The following is a 17,748-nucleotide window of genomic DNA, read 5'->3' on the forward strand; positions in this document are numbered from 1 at the left end:
ATCGTTGGAGACTGCGGCACTTTTGCCCCCCCCAATTCAGTCGGGTTGCCGGCAAAGGCCATAGACTATATGGGCGACCGATCGATTATTGCGAAAGGGCATCCATGACTTCGAGCGAACCAGTTTACGGGACCGTGACGCTGCTGCTGATCGCGGCGGCAGCCGTTGGGCTTCTTCTGTTGCTGATCCTGCGCTTGCGCCTGCATGCCTTCGTTGCGCTGGTGCTGGTCAGCCTGCTGACGGCGCTGGTCACCGGCATCTCCTTTCAGGACGTCGTCCCGACGCTGTTGCAGGGTTTCGGCTCGACGCTTGCTTCGGTCGCGCTGCTGGTGGGCTTTGGCGCGATGATCGGGCGGATGCTGGAAGTCTCGGGGGGAGCGCAGGTTCTTGCCGACCGGCTGATCGGGCAGTTTGGTCACGATCGCGCGCCTCTGGCGCTTGGCGTCGCGTCCCTGCTGTTCGGTTTTCCGATCTTTTTTGACGCCGGGCTCGTCGTCATGCTGCCGATCATCTTCAGCGTCGCAAAGCGCTTTGGCGGCTCCGTGCTGCTCTATGCGCTGCCTTCGGCCGGCGCCTTTGCGGTCATGCATGCCTTCCTTCCGCCGCACCCGGGCCCGGTCGCTGCGAGCGAACTGCTTGGCGCGGATATCGGTCTGCTCGTTCTGGTCGGTCTCGTTGTCGCCCTGCCGACGTGGTATCTCGGCAGCTACGTATATGGCCTATGGGCCGGCAAGCGCTTCGAGCTTCCGGTTCCGGCGATTCTCGGATCGTCCAGTGAGGCGACAAGCGACCAGCAGCCGCCATCGTTCGGCGTCGTCATGCTCGTGCTGTTGCTGCCGCTTCTGTTGATCTTCCTCAACACGGGCCTCGGGACGCTTGCAACCGCGAAGATGATCGACGGCAGTGCGACGTGGGTGAACATCCTGCGCATGGCGGGGCAAACCCCCGTTGCGCTGCTGATCACCGTCCTTGTCGGCATGCTTGTCCTCAGCGGCCACAGGACGCTCAAGGACATGGAAAAGCTGATGGACGGCGCACTTGGCCCGATCTGCGGCATTATCCTGGTGACGGGCGCCGGCGGCATGTTCGGCGGCGTGCTCAGGGCGAGTGGCATCGGTCAGGCGCTTGCCGGAAGCCTCGAGGCGATCGGCATGCCGCTGATCGTCGCGGCATTTCTTATTTCGACCGCGCTGCGGGTGGCGCAAGGATCCGCCACAGTGGCGCTGACGACGACGGCGGGGCTGCTGGCGCCGACCGTTGCTGCGACGACAGGCCTCAGCCCGTTCGATCTCTGCTTCCTCGTCATCGCCATCGCTTGTGGTGCAACGGTGCTGAGCCACGTGAACGATTCCGGCTTCTGGCTTGTCGGTCGCTTCCTTGAGATGGACGAAAAGACGACGCTGAAGACCTGGACCGTGATGGAAACCTTGCTCGGCGTGATTGGCTTTGCGTTCGCGCTTGTGGGATGGTGGCTGCTATGAGCGGGCAATTGCAGCATATCGTGGTGATGGGCGTATCCGGGAGCGGCAAGACGACGGTCGGTGAGCTACTGGCCGAGAGGGTCGGCTGGCGTTTCATCGAGGGCGACAGCTTCCATTCCGCTGAGAACGTCGCGAAGATGTCGGCGGGCACCCCGCTCAGCGACGACGACCGCTTTCCCTGGCTGAAGACCCTTGCGGGCGAGATCGCCAAGGATGAAGCGGCTGGCCGGTCTTCCGTGCTTGGATGCTCCGCCCTCAAGCGGTCCTATCGCGACATTCTGCGCAGCGGGGCGCCGCGCGTGCGCTTCGTGCATGTGCATGGCGATCGCGCCGTGCTTGCCGACCGGCTTTCGCATCGTGCCGGACACTTCTTCCCCGCCGCGTTGCTCGATTCTCAACTGGCGGCCCTCGAGCCGCTCGGTCGGGACGAGGACGGCGTGGTCGTCGACGTGGCGCTGTCACCAAGCGAGCAGGTCGAGCGCGCCCTGGCGGCGCTGGGCTACTGAGCGGAGCAACTGGCGTAGGGGCGACTCTAAACTGGTTCTCGCGGGTTGACTTCCGGCTGGTCTGGTCGCTCCTTCGCCACCGAGGCTGACCGCTGGCGTCAAGGCCCGAACGCCGTCGCCTTTTTGCACGACCCTTTCGGTCCCGCGCGCGGCCCAAGCATGGCCGCGCCGGTTAGCAGCGGTGAGACTGCTCCACCCCCTCCTTGAATGCGTTCTTCCGAAAGCAACGATTTCCTGCGCGCCGCGAGGCGCGGCATGAGCCGCCGCGACCTGTTTTCCATCACTTGAAGATCGCTGTTGACAAAACACACTGATCGTTGGCAAATGTCAGAAGCAGGTAGCGATTGTCACTCGGCCGGTTTGTTCCAAGGGAGACTGGAGCAGAAACCAACGGTCCGAATGACGGCTTCGACCTGCGCAGATACCGAGGTGGAGGACTTGTCTTGGCTTTTCAGATGGACCGGCAGTTGGGCTTCTTGTCCGCCGTGAATGTCGCCGTCATCGTGGCGGGCGCCACACTTGTGGGCGGCAGTTTCGTCGAGCTCTATAACTTCCAGTCCATGGCATCACAGGTGCCGGAACTCGGTTTCCTCGCACTCGGTGTCATGCTCGCGATGATATCCGGCAATGGCGGCATCGATCTCTCCGGCATAGCGCTCGCCAATCTTGCGGGCGTCGCGGCCTACTTCTTGCTGCGCGACGTGATTTCGGCAGACGATGCGCCGCTGGCCTTTACATGGAGCTTCGTCGGCGTAGCGCTTGCGATCGGCCTTGTCGGCGGCATGCTGAACGGCTTTCTGATCGCGCAGCTCGGCCTGACGCCGATCATCACCACGCTCGGCACGCAATTGCTCTTCACGGGCCTTGCCGTCGTGCTCACAAACGGTTCGGCTCTGAGCCTTGGTTATGTCGAACCGCTCGACGATTTCGGCAATGCCACGATCCTCAGTGTTCCCCAGTGTTTCGCGCTTTTCCTCGCGGTCGCCTTCGGGATCGGCATCGTGCTGCGCTACACCCCCTTTGGCCACCGGCTGCTGCTGCTCGGCAATAACGCAAAGGCCGCGCGATACGCGGGCATCGCCGAAAAGCGGATCCTGTTCGTAACCTATACGCTGTGCGGCCTTCTGGCCTCGGTCGCCGGCATCGTGATTGCTGCGCGCACCTCGAGCGTCAAATGGGACTACGGAACGTCCTACGTTCTCATCGCAATCCTGATTGCGGTCATGGCCGGCGTTCGCCCGGAAGGCGGCTACGGGCGGGTGATTTGCGTGGTGCTGTCTGCGACCTCGCTGCAGATGCTCTCGAGCCTCTTCAACTTCATGAACATTTCCAACTTCTTCCGCGATCTTGCCTGGGGCGTGCTTCTGCTCGTTTTCGTCGCTACGTCGGGCATCGACGTCAGGGCCTGGTTCAGAGCCGCGCGCAACTGACCTTTATCACCATTACCGGCAGCTCCGGCGCGAGCCTTCGCGCGTCGGCAGCTCGTTGTCTTCGGAGGCGCAATGGGAGGAATTATGCCTGATTTTCGTAAGATTGCCGCCTGCACCGTCGCCCTGAGCACCGTCTTCGGTGCGGCGGTCGCAACGGCTGAGGAGAAGCCGTCCATCGTCACCGTCGTCAAGGTCACCGGCGAGAACTGGTTCACGCGCATGGAAGAGGGTGTCGCCGCCTATGGCAACGACAACGACACGGTCTCCACCAGCCAGATCGGTCCAGGCAAGGCAGATGCTGCACAGCAGGCGCGGTTGATCGAGGACCTCGTCGCCAAGAAGGTCAGCGCCATCGCCGTGGTACCGATGGACGCGGCATCGCTTGAAGGCGTGCTGAAGCGCGCCGCCCAGCGCGGCATCAAGGTCGTGACCCACGAGGCCGACAGCATGAAGAACACGCTTGTTGACATCGAAGCCTTTGAGAACAAGGCGTTCGGCGCCCGCTTCAACGAGAAGATCGCCGAATGCATGGGCAAGTCGGGCAAGTGGACCTCCTTCGTCGGTTCGCTCGGCAGCCTGACGCATGTGCAATGGGCCGACGGCGGCGCCGAAAACGCCAAGAAGTATCCCGAGATGGAACTCGTCTCGGAAAAGAACGAATCCTTCAACGATGCCAACCGCGCCTATGAGAAGGCGCGCGAGATCCTGCGCAAGTACCCTGACATCAAGGGCTTCCAGGGCGGGTCGGCCATCGACGTCATCGGCATCGGCCGTGCCGTCGAGGAGGCTGGCCTTCAGGACAAAACCTGCGTCTTCGGTATCGGCCTGCCGAAGGACACCGGTTCGTATCTCGAGTCCGGCGCCGTGGATGGCATCAGCTTCTGGGATCCGAAGGATGCCGGCTACGTCATGAACAAGGTGGCCGACATGGTCATCAAGGGTGAAGAGATCAAGGACGGCATGAACCTCGGCGTGCCCGGCTACGAAAAGGTGTCGGTCAAGAAGGGCGCAGGAGACGGCATCATCGTCGTCGGCGAAGCCTGGGTCGACGTCGACAAGTCGAACTACGCCAAGTACCCGTTCTGATCGGTTTTCCTGACAATCGTCGCGCCGCTTGCCGGCGCGGCGGCCTGTATCTGCCGCAAATCAACGCGCTGCAGCGATCCCCGAGTGCCCGAAAGGGGCCGGGCGCTGCTGGCACGTTCCACCAGGATTAAACCATGCAACCTCAGCCCACTGACAGCGCGCCGGCTCCGCGGAACGAGCCTGTAGTCCCGTTTCTTGAGGTTCGCGATATCGAGAAGCGTTTCGGCGGCGTTCGTGCGCTGAAAGGCGTGAGCCTTTCGATCGAGGCCGGCAACATCTACCACCTGATGGGCGAAAACGGTTGCGGTAAGAGCACGCTGATCAAGATCATCTCAGGCGCTCAGGCTGCTGACGCCGGTGCGCTGCTAATCGACGGCAAGCCGGTCGAACAACTAACGCCCGTTGCAGCGCTCGCTGCAGGGATCGAGACGGTGTACCAGGATTTCTCGCTGCTGCCGAATCTCTCGGTTGCCGAAAACATCGGCTTGACGCAGCAACTGGTGGCGTCCTCCGGCAAACTTGCGCGACGGCTCGACATTCCGAAGATGCGGGAGACGGCCGAGCGCGCGCTTGCAGCAGTTGGCCTAAAGGCAGATCGGTCCTTCCTGTCGACGCGCACCGATGAATTGCCGATGGCAACGCGCCAGCTGATCGCGATCGCCCGCGCGATTGCCTCGGACGCCCGCCTCGTCATCATGGACGAACCGACAACGGCGCTGACCAAGCCTGAGGTCGACAATCTCATCGGTGTCGTCGATCGCCTGCGCGCCAAGGGTGTCGCGGTGCTGTTCGTTACGCACAAGCTTGACGAATGCAAATCGCTCGGCGGCCGCGCGATCATCATGCGCGACGGCCAGAAGGTTGCCGAATGCGCCGTCGAAAGCCATTCGAAAGCGGATCTGGCCTTTTGGATGACCGGCAGGGTGCTGGACGATGCTCGCCAGCGTTCCACGGTGACAGCCCGCGAAGGCCTGCTTGACGTCGAGAGGCTGTCGCGCACGGGCTTCTTTTCTGACGTGTCGTTTTCGCTCGGCAAGGGCGAGATCGTCGGTGTCACCGGCCTGCTCGATTCCGGGCGCAACGAACTGGCCCTTGCCCTGGCTGGCGTCAATCCGGCGGACCAGGGGCAGGTGCGCCTTGAGGGCAAGCCGATCGCGCTCGAAAAACCGACGAATGCGATCGCGTCGGGCATCGGCTATGTGCCCGAGGACCGCCTTTCGGAGGGCCTGTTCCTGTCGCAATCGATCAGGGACAACATCGTGGTGCCGGTGCTCGATCGGCTGCGCAACGCGATTGGCGTCGTCGACGGACGCCGCGCCCGCGCCCTTGCCGAGCGTACCGTCGCTGATCTCCAGGTTGCTTCCGCCGGCGTCGACAAGCCGGTGCAATCGCTTTCCGGCGGCAATCAGCAGCGTGTGCTCATTGGCCGCTGGCTGACGATCAATCCGAAGCTTCTCATCCTTCACGGCCCGACCGTCGGCGTCGATGTCGGCTCCAAGGAGACGATCTACCGCATCATTCAAAGGCTCGCGGACGATGGCATGGGTGTCCTCATCATCAGCGACGACCTGCCCGAGCTGCTGCAGAACTGCGACCGCATCATGGTGATGCGCAAGGGCCGTGTCGTCAAAACCTTCACCGCCGAGGGACTGGCGGAGGACGCCCTTTATCGGGCGTTGAGCGACGAGACCATTGCGAGGTTACAATGACCGAAACGACCCTCCCGACGACTACGCCGCGGGCCGAAGGTTCCGGCAGCATGCGCGGCGTCTGGTCCTGGCTGCTGCGCCATCCGCCGGCGTTTACCCTGATCCTCATCGTGGCCGTTTCCATCGTCGTCGGCGCGATCAACACCGATTTCTGGCAGATGTCGAACCTGTTCGACATCCTGCGTGCCTCTGTTGTGCGCGGGCTCTTTGCCCTTGGCGTCCTCGTCGTTCTTGCGTCCGGCGGCATCGACGTTTCGTTCACGGCGATTGCGGCGTTCGTCATGTATGCCGTCACGATGCTCGTCGTTAACGTCGTGCCCGACATGCCGATCCTTGCGATCCTCGTGCTCGGTGCTGCCGGCGGCGCCTGTTTCGGCGCCTTGAACGGCATTCTTGTTCACACGCTTCGCGCGCCGTCGCTGATCGTCACGATCGGCACGCAATATGTTATTCGCAGCTTCCTGCTCACCTTCGTCGGCACGGCGCTGTTCATGAACATCCCTGCGGCCATGGACGGGTTCGGAAAACTGGCGCTCTTCACACACCATAGCGCCAACGGCTCGACGTCGACCTTGCCGGCCTTCGTCCTGGTGCTCGCTGTCGCCTCTGTCGTCACCTGGTGGATCCTGGAGCGCACCCTGATCGGCCGCGCGGTCTATGCCGTCGGCGGCAACGCCAACGTGGCCGAACGGCTCGGCTACAATCTGCGCACGGTGCGCATTTTCGTCTTTGCCTATGCCGGGCTTCTCGCCGGCATTGCTGGCATCATCCACGTCTCCAGCAATCGCCTCGCCAATCCGTTCGATCTTGCCGGCGCCGAACTCGAAATCATCGCGGCCGTCGTTCTCGGCGGCGCGCGGATCACCGGCGGCTCAGGCAGTGTCATCGGCACATTGCTCGGCGTGGTTCTCATCACGCTTGTCAGCAACGTCCTCATCCTCGTCGGCATCCCCAGCACCTGGCAGCTGGTGATCGTCGGCATATTCATCATTCTCGCCGGCGCAATCTTCTCGATGCGCGGCAGGACATCATGAGGGCGATCCGCGCCCGCCACGCCGGGCTTTCCTTCGACGTCGCTAGTACTTGAGTTTCATGAGAGAGGTTTGAACGCATGACGCACGATGTATCGGTAATCGGTCTTTACATCCTCGATATCCTCGGTCGTCCCGTCGACCGCATTCCGGAGGGCGGCAATGTCGAGTTCATCGACGAAATCCGCCTGACGGTCGCCGGCACGGCCGGCGGAACGGTCGTGGACCTTGCGAAGCTCGGCCTCAATTGCCTTGCGGTCGGCGCCGTCGGCGAGGACGAGAAGGCCGATTTCGTCATTTCGACGTTGCAGCGCTTCGGTGTCGATACGGCGGAAATGCAGCGTATCCGGGGTGTTCCGACATCCGCGACCATCCTCAACATTCGCCGCAATGGCGAGCGTCCGGCGCTTCATGTCCGCGGCGCGTCCGGCCGTTTCGAGATTCCCGCAGACGCGCTTGATCGCGTGACGGAAGCGCCGATCGTTCACCTCGGCGGCACCGGCCTGCTCGACAGTCTCGACGGCGAGCCGAGCCGCGTGCTTCTCGAGACCGCCAAGCGCAAGGGAAAGACCGTCACGTTCGACCTTCTCGGCGTGAGCGACAAGACGTTGTCGCTGATCCGCCCGCTCTTTCCCTATATCGATTACTTCATGCCGTCGGTCGAGGAAGCGCTGCTGATCTCCGGTCGCCGCAGCGCCGAGGACGCGGCCCTCTTCTTCTCCGATCTCGGGGTAAAGCACTGCCTGTTCACGCTGGGCGGGGAGGGGGTCTATTTCATGGACCCGGATCGCAACAGCCTGAAGCTGCCGGCGTTCGAAATCGACGTCGTCGATACCACCGGCTGTGGCGATGCCTTCAATGCCGGCTTCATTGCCGGTCTGCACCACCGCATGGATACGGAAACCGGGCTGCGGTTCGCCCAGGCGTCGGCCGCCCTGGTTGCCACGGGCCTCGGCTCTGACGCCGGCATCACCTCCTTCGAGGCCACGCTCGACTTTATGAAGACCGCGCGCATCAAGGCGAATTGACGCCGCTATCGCGACGCCACGCCGAGCGCCCTAAGTCAATTCCAGGAAAAGTGTGTAACGGTTTTCCGTCCGGAATTGCGTGATATCAAAGAGTTAGATCATTTTCACAGTTTCGATGAAACAGTGAAAATGATCTAGGGGCGCCCGGCCAGGAGCAATTCGGCTGTCGCAACGTCGGTGACGAGATGCGTCGCATAGCCGCCATTCATCGTGGCGCGGATCGCTGCAATCTTGTTGGCGCCACCGGCGACGCAGATCCGGCTGGGGATGCGCACCAGCTCGTCGAGCTCGATACCCACCATCCGGTCGTCGAGCTCGCCCTTCACCTGCCGCCCAGCCTCATCGATGAAACGGCAGATCAGCACCGCGACGGCGCCATCGGCCTGGTAGGCGTCGAAGTCTTCCTGGCTGGCGACATTGGCGGAGCGGATCAGCGTATCCGGCCCGATATCGCCGACCCCGAAGACGAGGACGTTGGTGGAATGGATGAGTTCGAACTGTTTGACGAGCACCGGCTCGGCGAGCAGCCAGCGCTTGAGCTCCGGTGTCGAAAGCAGCGCCGGGGCAAGCAGGTTGACGCAGCGCGCATGGATGCGTTGCGACATCAGCGAGGTGCAGAATTCGGGCGAAAACTCCGGGTTGGCGATCGAGCTGCCGGAGACCTGAACCACCGTCAGCCCGTCGAGCGGCTCCGGCAGGGAGATCTGGTCCGCAACGGCGAGCACGGTGCGCCCCCATGCAACGCCGATCGTGTCACCTTGCTTCACCATGTCGGCGAGAAGGCGTGCGCCGGCCTCGCCGAGCCTTGTCACCAGTGTGGCCGGATCACTGCCGGGAATGACAAGCGCCCCTTCAAGTCCGAACCTCTCCTTGAGTTTGCGCGCAATGGCGACACGCCCGCCGACGTCGGTGTTGACGCGGATCGACACAAGGCCGCGCTCGCGCGCTTCCTGCAGATAGTTGACGATTGTCGCGCGCGACATGCCGAGGATCTTGGCGATGTCGCTCTGGGTCAGCTGATCGACGTAGTAGAGCCATGCGGCCCACACGACGCCGTCATCGAACTCGGGCGGCAACGACTTGCCTTCGCCGATCATCCCGCTTGCCCGTCCGCCATCCGTCATATGTCACTCCGCCTGATATCGTTTGCGCCACCTCAAACCGGAAAATCCCTCGCGGTCAAACAAATTCGAAAGCAAGATTGACATTTGACACGGCATGTTGTCATTTGTATTCGTCTCGTTGTTACGGACAATCGAGGCCGGATTCCTGTTTGCGCGTGGCGCCGTCAATGCGGATGTGCGTGCGGGGGAGGCCGAGGCAAACGGAAGACCGGGGCCAGGTTCTGGCGCGGTCGGAGCTGGTTGCCGATTCCAAGCTTCACATGCGCGACATGCCTTGCCTGCCGCACGCGGTCTGGCGAGGGCGATGCTGCGCGTCCAATTTCCAGTCCGGATCCGTCGCGCAACATGCCCGGGCACCGGTAGCAGAGGAGCCTTTGATGAAATCGAGATGGTCCGAAACCGACCACGCAAGCGTCGTCGACACCTATGTGAAGAACGGCGTGAATCGCGACCTCGCGATCCGAACCTACACGACGCGGCTTCTTGGGTCCGACCCGGAACTGGTCCTGCACGGTGGCGGCAATACCTCGGTGAAGACGACTTTCGTCGATCTCGACGGTTCGGAAATTCCGGTTCTCTGCGTCAAGGGAAGCGGCTGGGACATGGGAACGATTGAGCCGGCGGGTCTGCCAGCCGTCCGGCTCCACCCACTTCAGGCGATGGTCGGCTTTGAGACGCTCAGTGACGACGACATGGTCATGCTGCAGCGCCGGCTGCTGCTTGATCCGACGGCCCCCAACCCCTCGGTCGAAGCTATTCTGCACGCGAACCTGCCGTTCAAGCATATCGATCACACCCACGCCAACGCGATCGTGTCCCTGACCAACCAGCCGCATGGCGAGGAGATCATCCGAGAACTGTTCCCCAATTCCATCATCGTGCCCTACGTCATGCCCGGCTTTGATCTCGCCAAGGCCTGTGACGCGGCCTTCAAGGCCGACCCCGGCGCCGACGGCATGATCCTCCTGAAACACGGCATCTTCACCTGGTCGGAAGATCCGCGCGAATCCTACGAGAAGATGATTGCGGCGATCGACAAGGCGGAGCGCCGCATCGCAAAGGGCAGGGCGCGTCCCTTCACGCCCGTCGCACAGCCGAAGGAGCTTGCGACCGCCGCAGAGATCGCGCCCATCCTGCGCGGCGCGATCGCGATCGAAACCGGCATCGAGGGCTGCCCGAAGCGTTTCGTGCTCGAGCACCGCGCAAGCGAGCCGGTGCTTGAATTCTGCAATGCCGAGAACGTCGCCGACCTTTCCCGGCGCGGAAACGCCACGCCGGAACACGTCATCCATATCAAGCGCTTCGGCCTTGCCCTGTCGGCTCCGTTGGCGGGCGAAACCGCCGCCTGGGCCGAGACCGTGCGCGCGGCGATATCAGCCTACGCCGACGAGTATCGCGCCTATTTCGAACGCAACAATGCCCGCGTCGGCGGCCACAAGACGATGCTCGATCCGATGCCCCGGGTCTTCTATGTCGCAGGGGTCGGGCTCTTTGCAGCCGGTCCGACGAAGACGGCTGCGCGCGTTGGCGCCGACGTTGCCGAGGCGACGATCAACGTGATCCGCAATGCCGAGGGCATCGAGAGTTTCGAGGCGCTGTCGGAAGCGGATCTGTTCGACATCGAGTACTGGTCGCTCGAGCAGGTCAAGTTGACGAAGCAGGTGGAGAAGCCGCTGAGCCGCCAGGTTGCCGTGGTCACCGGCGGCGCCGGCGGGCTGGGGCTGGCAATTGCCGAGGCGCTCAGGGCCGAAGGCGCTGAAATCGCGTTGCTCGACCTTTCCGAACAAGCACTGCAGAAGGAAGCCAAGCGCCTCGGCGGTTTCGGCCTCGTTTGCGACGTGACCAGCCCCGAGGCGGTCGATGCAGCACTTGGCGACGTCGCGGCGCATTTCGGTGGCATCGATATCGTCATCTCCAATGCGGGGGCGGCATTCCAGGGTGCCATCGCAGAGGTCTCTGACGCGCTGTTTGAGAAGGCCTTCGCCCTCAACTTCTGGGGACACCACTATATCGCGCGCCGGGCGGTCAAGATCATGAAGGCACAAGGTACGGGTGGCGCACTTGTCTTCAACGTTTCCAAGCAGGCGGTGAACCCCGGTCCCGACTTCGGCCCTTACGGGACCTCGAAAGCGGCACTGATGGCGCTGATGCGGCAGTACGCGGTCGAGCACGGTGGCGACGGGATCACGTCGAATGCCGTCAACGCAGACCGCATACGCACGGGGCTGATGACCGACCAGATGGTCGAGGAGCGCAGCCGTGCCCGCGGCATCACGCCGGAGGCCTATATGCGCGGGAACCTCGTGCACCGCGAGGTCGCGGCAAGGGATGTCGCGGAAGCTTTTGTCCACCTGGCGAAGGCCCGCACCAGCACTGGCGCCGTTCTCACCGTCGACGGCGGCAACGTCGCCGCGATGATGCGTTAGGGCCAGGAACGCAAATCTGATCCGACCGGTGAGGCCGAGGCGGCCCACCACAAGCTTCATCGGTCAGTCGGTTGAACCCGCGGTTGTGCTTCGCGGGCGATACTGCCGCGACGCGGCAAGGCTTTTGTGGTTGACGACGTCTTTCGCCTGATTTGTGCGTCCGAATGGCTTATAGCGGAACCGACGGCGTGGCCGTTCAGTGAGTCGGTGAAAGCAGTCGGATGACGCAGCAGTTCGATCTTTTCGTTGCAGGCGGGCCTGCCCCCGGGAACGTCGGAGGGTTGTCGGCAGGCAGGCGGCGGTCCGCGCCCGCCTTGAGCGAAGACGACATGGTGCGCATGCTCCGGGAAACCGAGCGCTACCGCATCCTGAAAAAGCTGGAAGCACGACCGGTCGTTACATCTCCTCGGCCTGGGTTCCCCTTGCGGGGCGTCATTCTCGACACCGAGACGACCGGACTTAGTCACCGCAAGGACGAGATCATCGAGATCGGCGCCGTTGCCTTTACGTTCGATGCGACCGGTGGCGTCGGCGACGTTATCGGCGTTTACGGCGGATTGCGGCAGCCGGGCGTTTCGGTCCCGGCGGAAATCACGAAGTTGACCGGCATCACCGATGACATGGTGGCCGGGCAGACCATTGATCTTAGCGCGCTGGCCGCGCTGATCGAACCGGCCGACCTCATCATCGCGCACAATGCCCGCTTCGATCGTCCGTTCTGCGAGGCGTTTTCGCCGATCTTTTCCGCCAAGGCATGGGCGTGTTCGGTTTCCGAGATCGATTGGTCGGGGCGAGGCTTCGAAGGCACCAAGCTCGGCTACCTCGTCGGCCAGGCGGGCTACTTCCACGACGGGCATCGGGCGGTCGATGACTGTTTCGCCCTGCTGGAGGTTCTGGCTCTGACGGACGAAGACGATGGGCATCCCCCGCTGTCCGAGCTTTACCAGGCCAGCCAACAGTCCCGTGTCCGCATATTTGCCGAAAACAGCCCCTTTGACATGAAGGATCACCTCAAGGCACGGGGCTATCGCTGGTCGGACGGAAGCGACGGCCGGCCGAAATCGTGGTGGATCGAAGTGGGCGAGGATGCGGCCGAAGACGAATTGGGCTACCTGCGCGCGGAGATCTATCGCTGGAAGGATGCTGACCCGCCGGTGAAGCGCCTGACGGCGTTCGACCGCTTCAAGGCCTGATTGCCGGCGCGGCGCGCGTTCTGGCAGGGGCAGCGAGTTCGGGCGCTGAATGCATGCCTGACACCCGGCCGCGAACCGTTGCGCCAGCGCGATCAAGGGGAAGAATGAACCGCTATCCCATGTTCAGCCCTCAGCTGTTGCTGAGTTTCGTGGCCATCTGCGAAAGCAACAGCTTCACGCGCGCGGCCGAGCGGGTGAACCTCTCGCAGTCCACCGTCAGCCAGCAGATTCGACGGCTTGAGGAAATGCTGGGCAAGGCGCTGTTCGAGCGCTCGTCGCATCAGGTGCAATTGACCGAGGAGGGCGTCAAGCTCCTGAGCTATGCCCGTCGCATCATCGCGCTCAACGAGGAGGCGCATGACGCCCTGGCCGGGCCGTGGCGCGACGGCGTGCTTCGGCTGGGGATGCCCGAGGATTTCACGGTACCGACAGTGGATCTGCTTGCGGCGTTTAATGGCCAGCATCCGCATCTGCGACTGGATGTTACCAGTGGTTTGAGCGCGGATCTGCAGGCCGCCTATCTTGAAGGAGAGCTCGATCTCGTCCTCGTCAAGCAGCGTCGCAGGCATATACCGCGCGCAGCACGGCCCGAGCCGCTGCTTTGGCTGGACAGTCTGGTCAGGCCGGCGATCGAGCAGACCCCGGTACCGCTGGCGGTGTTTCCGCTCAACGGTCTCTACCGGGACGAACTGTGCCATGCGCTCGACGGTCTCGGCATTCGCTGGCGCATCAGCTACAGCAGCGCCAGCCTTGCCGCGTTGGCGGCCGCGTCTGCGGCCGGTCTAGGCCTCACCCTGCTGCCCGCCAGCTGCCGGCTGCCTTCCCACCGTGTCCTTGGCGCTGCCGAAAAGCTGCCGCCTGTCGACGATTTTGAGTTGGCTCTGTTTTACAGGGACAATGCCGGCCCGGCCACCCTGGCGCTGGCGGAGCGCCTGATCGCCTTTTGTGACTTGAGGCAATGAGCCTCGACCATGCTGTATTTGAGATGTCTCTGCTGGGGCGCGCTTGCATCGGAAATGCCAATGCTCATCATTGGGAAATGTCGCTGCCACCGCGAGGTGCCGTTCGCTAGATTGGCGCATCCCAATCGACGATGAGGCAATGATGTTGGAACACACGCTATCCCAGAGCCGCAGGGCATTTCTCAGCCATACGGGCATGCTGGCCACGGCCTGCGCGGCCGGCGGTCTATCTGCCGGATCCGCTCAAGCGGCCTCTGCCGGCACGGCTGACAAGGCGGATGCAATGCGGGCCAATTCGCTCGCCGACCGCCATTATCTCCTTGCCGGCGTGCGGCTTGAGGAGGGGTTCGAGCACGACGAGGACGTCGTCGTCGCCACTCGTACGGGACTCTATACTCTCGAGATCAAGGACGGCGTCATCGTCGCCCTGCATCCTGAAAAGGCTGTCCTGCCCGAAGGTCTGCCGCGCTATCAGGCAAACGGCCAGCTGCTGCTGCCGACGATGCGCGATATGCATATTCACCTGGACAAGACGTTCTACGGCGGTCCATGGCAGGCGCCGCGTCCGCGCCAGGGCAAGACCATCATGGACATGATCGCGCTCGAGGAAAAACTGCTGCCGCAACTGCTGCCGACGTCGCAGGAGCGCGCGGAAGGGCTGATCGCCCTGCTGCAGTCCAAGGGAAGCACCGTTGCGCGCAGTCATTGCAACATCGATCCGGTGAGCGGCCTGAAGAGCCTCGAGCACCTGCAACGCGCGCTCGAAAACCATCGGGACGATTTCGAGTGCGAGATCGTCGCGTTCCCCCAGCACGGCCTGCTTCATTCCAAGGTCGACGGTCTGATGCGTGAAGCCATGCAGATGGGCGTGCAATATGTCGGTGGTCTCGATCCCACCAATGTCGACGCCGCCATGGAAAAGTCGCTCGACGCCATGTTCCAGATCGCGCTTGATACCGGCAAGGGCGTGGACATCCACCTCCACGAAACCAGCCCCGCCGGCGTCGCGGCGGTCGACTACATGATCGATACCGTTGAGAAGAACGCGGCCCTGCGCGGCAAGGTCACGATCAGCCACGCCTTCGCGCTTTCCACGCTTGCGCCGGAGAAACTGGACGAGACGGCCACGCGGATGGCGGCGAGCGGGATTTCGATCGCCTCGACGGTTCCGATCGGACTGACGATGCCCTTGCCGCAACTGAGCCAGAAGGGCGTTTTCGTCATGACCGGCACCGACAGCGTCATCGATCACTGGTCGCCCTTCGGCAGCGGCGACATGCTGGAAAAGGCTTATCTTTACGCCCAGCTTTACCGCGGATCGGACGAGTTCCGCCTGTCGCGGGCGATGTCGATCGCCACCGGCGGCGTGCTGCCGCTTGATGACCAGGGCAATCGCGCCTGGCCAAAGGTCGGCGATACGGCGTCGTTTACGCTGGCCGCTGCAAGCTGCTCGGCCGAGGCGGTGGCGCGCGTCTCGGCAAGGTCCGCCACCTTCCACCGCGGCCGTCTGGTGTCGGGCGGGGTCGATCAGGCCTGATCGGGCCCGGCTTCCGCCTGAAGATCGGCTTATAGCTTGACGCTTGTTAGGCCTCGCGCTCCGCGGGGCCTGACGTGTAGGATCATCGGCGAACGGGGAGGTCGCCGCTATGCAAGCCCCTCGGCCACGGCGTAGGCAGCCAGCACTTCCTTGATGTTCTTGTCCCCGTCCTGCGGCAGCAGCGCGCGTGTCGTGACCGAATCCAGGTGGTGCGCCATCAGGGCGGCCGCCTCTTCGGTCTTGCCGGAAACCAGTTTGTCCAGAAGCTCCTGGTGTTCCGACACGGCGCACTCCGAAGAATGCGGACGACCGTAGAGCGCAAGGATCAGCGAGCTGCGGGCGACCAGTTCGTTGACGTAACGCGTGAGGCTGGAGTTATTGGTCATCTGCGCCAGCAGGGTGTGAAATTCGCCCGCCAGGCGGATCGAAGGCGCGCGCTCCTTCTTTGCTGCTTCCTCGGCGGCAATATGCGCCGAAAGCGCGTCGATCTGTTCGGACGTCAATTTGCCCGAAAGGGTTTCGACCACCAGGCGCTCCAGCGCCATGCGTGTCAGAAACAGGTTGCGCCCTTCTTCGAGCGTCGGCCGTGCAACCATCGCGCCCTTGTTTGGCCGCAACTCCACAAGGCCCTCCTGGCTCAGGCGCACCAGCGCTTCGCGCACCAGAGTGCGGCTGACCCCCAGCCTTTCGCCGATCGAATCTTCCGGCAGTTTCGACCCGGGAGACAGGGCCTGGTCGAGGATTGCGCGCTTCAGGACGCGGTGAACGGCCTGTGCGCGGCCGCCGCCCCCTTCGCTCTCTTTCTTCGCCATCCCGTTCCTCCAAGCCGTGACAATTTTCTCCCGGAATCGCATACAAAATGCCGAAATGTCCAGCGCTTTGATGGCGGCGTGGGCAAGGCTCGCCTTGGGCGCTCACCCTGACGTTGATGCGACGTAGTCACGCGCGGTGAGCCCGATCGAGGCGACGGAGCGGTATGGGACCATGCGCCCGTCCTCAAGCCGGGGCTTGCATGGCCTGGGCGTAGCGCGACGGGTTGAAGCGCATGTAGAGGAAGAACACGGTGGCGACGCAAAGGAGATGAAGCGTCCAGCCCGGGGCAAAGCTGCCGCTGAAGTGGTGAAGAAATGCGGTTGCAAACGGCCCGAGCGACGCGATCAGGAAGCCGCCGCCCTGCATCAGCGCGACAAGGACGCCGGCCTCTTCGGGCCGCGGCAGATGGTCGAGTGCGGTTACGATTGCGAGCGAGAAGCTGCTTCCAAGGCCGGCGCCGCAGAGACCCACCCAGATCGCGGGTGCGGCTTCGGGCAGGAAGGCGAGGCCGGCAAAGCCGATCGCCTGCATGGCGAGCGTGAGGCGCAGAAAGGCGCGGCGATCGACGTTGCGTCGCGCGAGCACCGGCAGCCCGAGGGCGGCCGCCGCCTGACAGATGGCCATCAGCGCCACCAGGTTGCCGCTGTCACCGCTGCTCCAGCCGAGCGACTGATAATAGGAGGCAAGCCAGGCGACGGCCGAGGAATAGCCGGCATTGACGAGGCCGAAGGCGAGAATGAGCGTCCAGGTGCGGGGTCGGCACATGAGCCGCCCGGCAAGCGCCCTGTCCGGCCGCTGGCTGCGCGAATCCTTGAGAATGAGGAAGGCGGCGCCGAATGCAATGATCGCCGGCGCTGCAAGCCAGGCAAGCGCCGGGCGCCAGCCGAAGCCGTGATTGACGAGCAACGGCGTCAGTCGTGCACCCAACGCGCCGCCGCCCATCAGGATCGCGGAATAAAGACCAGTGACAACAGGAATGTTGTTGGGGAACTCCGCCTTGATGATGCCGGGAAAGGCCGCCTGGATGAACGCCACGCCCGCGCCGCAAAGCGCGGCAGTCATCACCAGCGCCACGCCTCCAGGCGCGACCAGCCGCAGCAAGGAACCCGCCGCCAGGACAAGGAGCGCGATCAGGATGCCGCGCCGCGTGCCGATCATCGCCTGCAGGGCAGGCGACACAAAGGCGCCCACGCCCATCAGCATCATCGGCAGCAGCGTCAACAGGGCGAGGCTGCCATATCCCATGCCGGTATCGGCGACGATTTCGGACAGGACCGGCCCGGGTGCAGTCAGGAATGGTCTGAGGTTGATGGCAACCATCACGACGAGAACCAGCAACAGCCATTGCCGGCCCGATTGGGGCTGGGTGGATGGGGACATGAGCGGATGTTTCCTTTGGGTCTTCTTCTTATTCGGTCGGTC

At 63.3% G+C, this 17,748-nt stretch carries 14 protein-coding genes; 11 read left to right on the top strand and 3 right to left on the bottom strand.

What is annotated here, in order from left to right; all coding sequences use genetic code 11:
- Positions 1–104: 104 nt before the first annotated feature.
- The 7 genes from VGO12_RS23625 to VGO12_RS23655 all read left to right on the top strand — a co-directional run bounded on the left by VGO12_RS23625 (position 105) and on the right by VGO12_RS23655 (position 8,271).
- The gene (locus tag VGO12_RS23625) at positions 105–1,481 is read left to right on the top strand and encodes a GntP family permease (RefSeq protein WP_327515169.1); all 1,377 of its coding nucleotides are present in this window, start codon (positions 105–107) and stop codon (positions 1,479–1,481) included.
- On the top strand, positions 1,478–1,987 hold the full coding sequence (locus VGO12_RS23630; protein ID WP_327515170.1) for a gluconokinase: 510 nt from the start codon (positions 1,478–1,480) through the stop codon (positions 1,985–1,987). The genes VGO12_RS23625 and VGO12_RS23630 overlap by 4 nt, the downstream gene beginning before the upstream one ends.
- Before the next feature lie 455 nt (positions 1,988–2,442).
- The gene (locus VGO12_RS23635; RefSeq protein ID WP_327515192.1) at positions 2,443–3,417 is read left to right on the top strand and encodes an ABC transporter permease; all 975 of its coding nucleotides are present in this window, start codon (positions 2,443–2,445) and stop codon (positions 3,415–3,417) included.
- A gap of 84 nt (positions 3,418–3,501) precedes the next feature.
- Positions 3,502–4,503, top strand: a complete 1,002-nt coding sequence (locus VGO12_RS23640; RefSeq protein WP_327515171.1) for a substrate-binding domain-containing protein — start codon at positions 3,502–3,504, stop codon at positions 4,501–4,503.
- A 134-nt stretch (positions 4,504–4,637) separates the two neighbouring features.
- Positions 4,638–6,212, top strand: a complete 1,575-nt coding sequence (locus tag VGO12_RS23645) for a sugar ABC transporter ATP-binding protein (RefSeq protein WP_327515172.1) — start codon at positions 4,638–4,640, stop codon at positions 6,210–6,212.
- Between the two features lie 50 nt (positions 6,213–6,262).
- Positions 6,263–7,246, top strand: a complete 984-nt coding sequence (locus tag VGO12_RS23650) for an ABC transporter permease (RefSeq protein ID WP_327515193.1) — start codon at positions 6,263–6,265, stop codon at positions 7,244–7,246.
- A 77-nt stretch (positions 7,247–7,323) separates the two neighbouring features.
- Complete coding sequence (locus VGO12_RS23655) at positions 7,324–8,271, top strand: sugar kinase (RefSeq protein WP_327515173.1); 948 nt, start codon at positions 7,324–7,326, stop codon at positions 8,269–8,271.
- Between the two features lie 134 nt (positions 8,272–8,405).
- On the opposite strand, the gene VGO12_RS23660 is transcribed toward VGO12_RS23655, so the two are convergent.
- A complete protein-coding gene (locus VGO12_RS23660; protein WP_327515174.1) occupies positions 8,406–9,395 on the bottom strand; it encodes a sugar-binding transcriptional regulator in 990 nt (329 codons plus the stop codon).
- Between the two features lie 377 nt (positions 9,396–9,772).
- Here VGO12_RS23660 and VGO12_RS23665 point away from each other — a divergent pair, with 377 nt between their 5' ends.
- The 4 genes from VGO12_RS23665 to VGO12_RS23680 all read left to right on the top strand — a co-directional run bounded on the left by VGO12_RS23665 (position 9,773) and on the right by VGO12_RS23680 (position 15,513).
- Positions 9,773–11,821, top strand: coding sequence for a bifunctional aldolase/short-chain dehydrogenase (locus tag VGO12_RS23665; RefSeq protein ID WP_327515175.1), 2,049 nt, complete (start codon positions 9,773–9,775; stop codon positions 11,819–11,821).
- A gap of 221 nt (positions 11,822–12,042) precedes the next feature.
- On the top strand, positions 12,043–13,014 hold the full coding sequence (locus VGO12_RS23670; RefSeq protein ID WP_327515176.1) for a 3'-5' exonuclease: 972 nt from the start codon (positions 12,043–12,045) through the stop codon (positions 13,012–13,014).
- Between the two features lie 104 nt (positions 13,015–13,118).
- A complete protein-coding gene (locus VGO12_RS23675; RefSeq protein ID WP_327515177.1) occupies positions 13,119–13,976 on the top strand; it encodes a LysR family transcriptional regulator in 858 nt (285 codons plus the stop codon).
- A gap of 139 nt (positions 13,977–14,115) precedes the next feature.
- Entirely contained in the window at positions 14,116–15,513 is a 1,398-nt protein-coding gene (locus VGO12_RS23680) for an amidohydrolase family protein (RefSeq protein ID WP_327515178.1), read from the top strand.
- Positions 15,514–15,620: 107 nt separating this feature from the next.
- On the opposite strand, the gene VGO12_RS23685 is transcribed toward VGO12_RS23680, so the two are convergent.
- Together VGO12_RS23685 and VGO12_RS23690 are read right to left on the bottom strand one after the other, a co-directional pair.
- The gene (locus VGO12_RS23685; RefSeq protein WP_327515179.1) at positions 15,621–16,325 is read right to left on the bottom strand and encodes a GntR family transcriptional regulator; all 705 of its coding nucleotides are present in this window, start codon (positions 16,323–16,325) and stop codon (positions 15,621–15,623) included.
- 184 nt (positions 16,326–16,509) lie between these two features.
- Positions 16,510–17,706, bottom strand: coding sequence for a cyanate transporter (locus tag VGO12_RS23690; RefSeq protein ID WP_327515180.1), 1,197 nt, complete (start codon positions 17,704–17,706; stop codon positions 16,510–16,512).
- Positions 17,707–17,748 lie beyond the last annotated feature (42 nt).

Source organism: Ensifer sp., from assembly GCF_035999135.1.
Taxonomy (GTDB): domain Bacteria; phylum Pseudomonadota; class Alphaproteobacteria; order Rhizobiales; family Rhizobiaceae; genus Ensifer.

Bases quoted from the DNA above. Each gene is read 5' to 3' on its own strand.
- VGO12_RS23665 (WP_327515175.1), top strand. From the start codon at position 9,773: ATGAAATCGAGATGGTCCGAAACCGACCACGCAAGCGTCGTCGACACC.
- VGO12_RS23650 (WP_327515193.1), top strand. From the start codon at position 6,263: ATGCGCGGCGTCTGGTCCTGGCTGCTGCGCCATCCGCCGGCGTTTACC.
- VGO12_RS23640 (WP_327515171.1), top strand. From the start codon at position 3,502: ATGCCTGATTTTCGTAAGATTGCCGCCTGCACCGTCGCCCTGAGCACC.
- VGO12_RS23690 (WP_327515180.1), bottom strand. From the start codon at position 17,706: ATGTCCCCATCCACCCAGCCCCAATCGGGCCGGCAATGGCTGTTGCTG.
- VGO12_RS23675 (WP_327515177.1), top strand. From the start codon at position 13,119: ATGAACCGCTATCCCATGTTCAGCCCTCAGCTGTTGCTGAGTTTCGTG.
- VGO12_RS23680 (WP_327515178.1), top strand. From the start codon at position 14,116: ATGATGTTGGAACACACGCTATCCCAGAGCCGCAGGGCATTTCTCAGC.
- VGO12_RS23685 (WP_327515179.1), bottom strand. From the start codon at position 16,325: ATGGCGAAGAAAGAGAGCGAAGGGGGCGGCGGCCGCGCACAGGCCGTT.
- VGO12_RS23630 (WP_327515170.1), top strand. From the start codon at position 1,478: ATGAGCGGGCAATTGCAGCATATCGTGGTGATGGGCGTATCCGGGAGC.
- VGO12_RS23655 (WP_327515173.1), top strand. From the start codon at position 7,324: ATGACGCACGATGTATCGGTAATCGGTCTTTACATCCTCGATATCCTC.
- VGO12_RS23645 (WP_327515172.1), top strand. From the start codon at position 4,638: ATGCAACCTCAGCCCACTGACAGCGCGCCGGCTCCGCGGAACGAGCCT.
- VGO12_RS23660 (WP_327515174.1), bottom strand. From the start codon at position 9,395: ATGACGGATGGCGGACGGGCAAGCGGGATGATCGGCGAAGGCAAGTCG.
- VGO12_RS23625 (WP_327515169.1), top strand. From the start codon at position 105: ATGACTTCGAGCGAACCAGTTTACGGGACCGTGACGCTGCTGCTGATC.
- VGO12_RS23670 (WP_327515176.1), top strand. From the start codon at position 12,043: ATGACGCAGCAGTTCGATCTTTTCGTTGCAGGCGGGCCTGCCCCCGGG.
- VGO12_RS23635 (WP_327515192.1), top strand. From the start codon at position 2,443: ATGGACCGGCAGTTGGGCTTCTTGTCCGCCGTGAATGTCGCCGTCATC.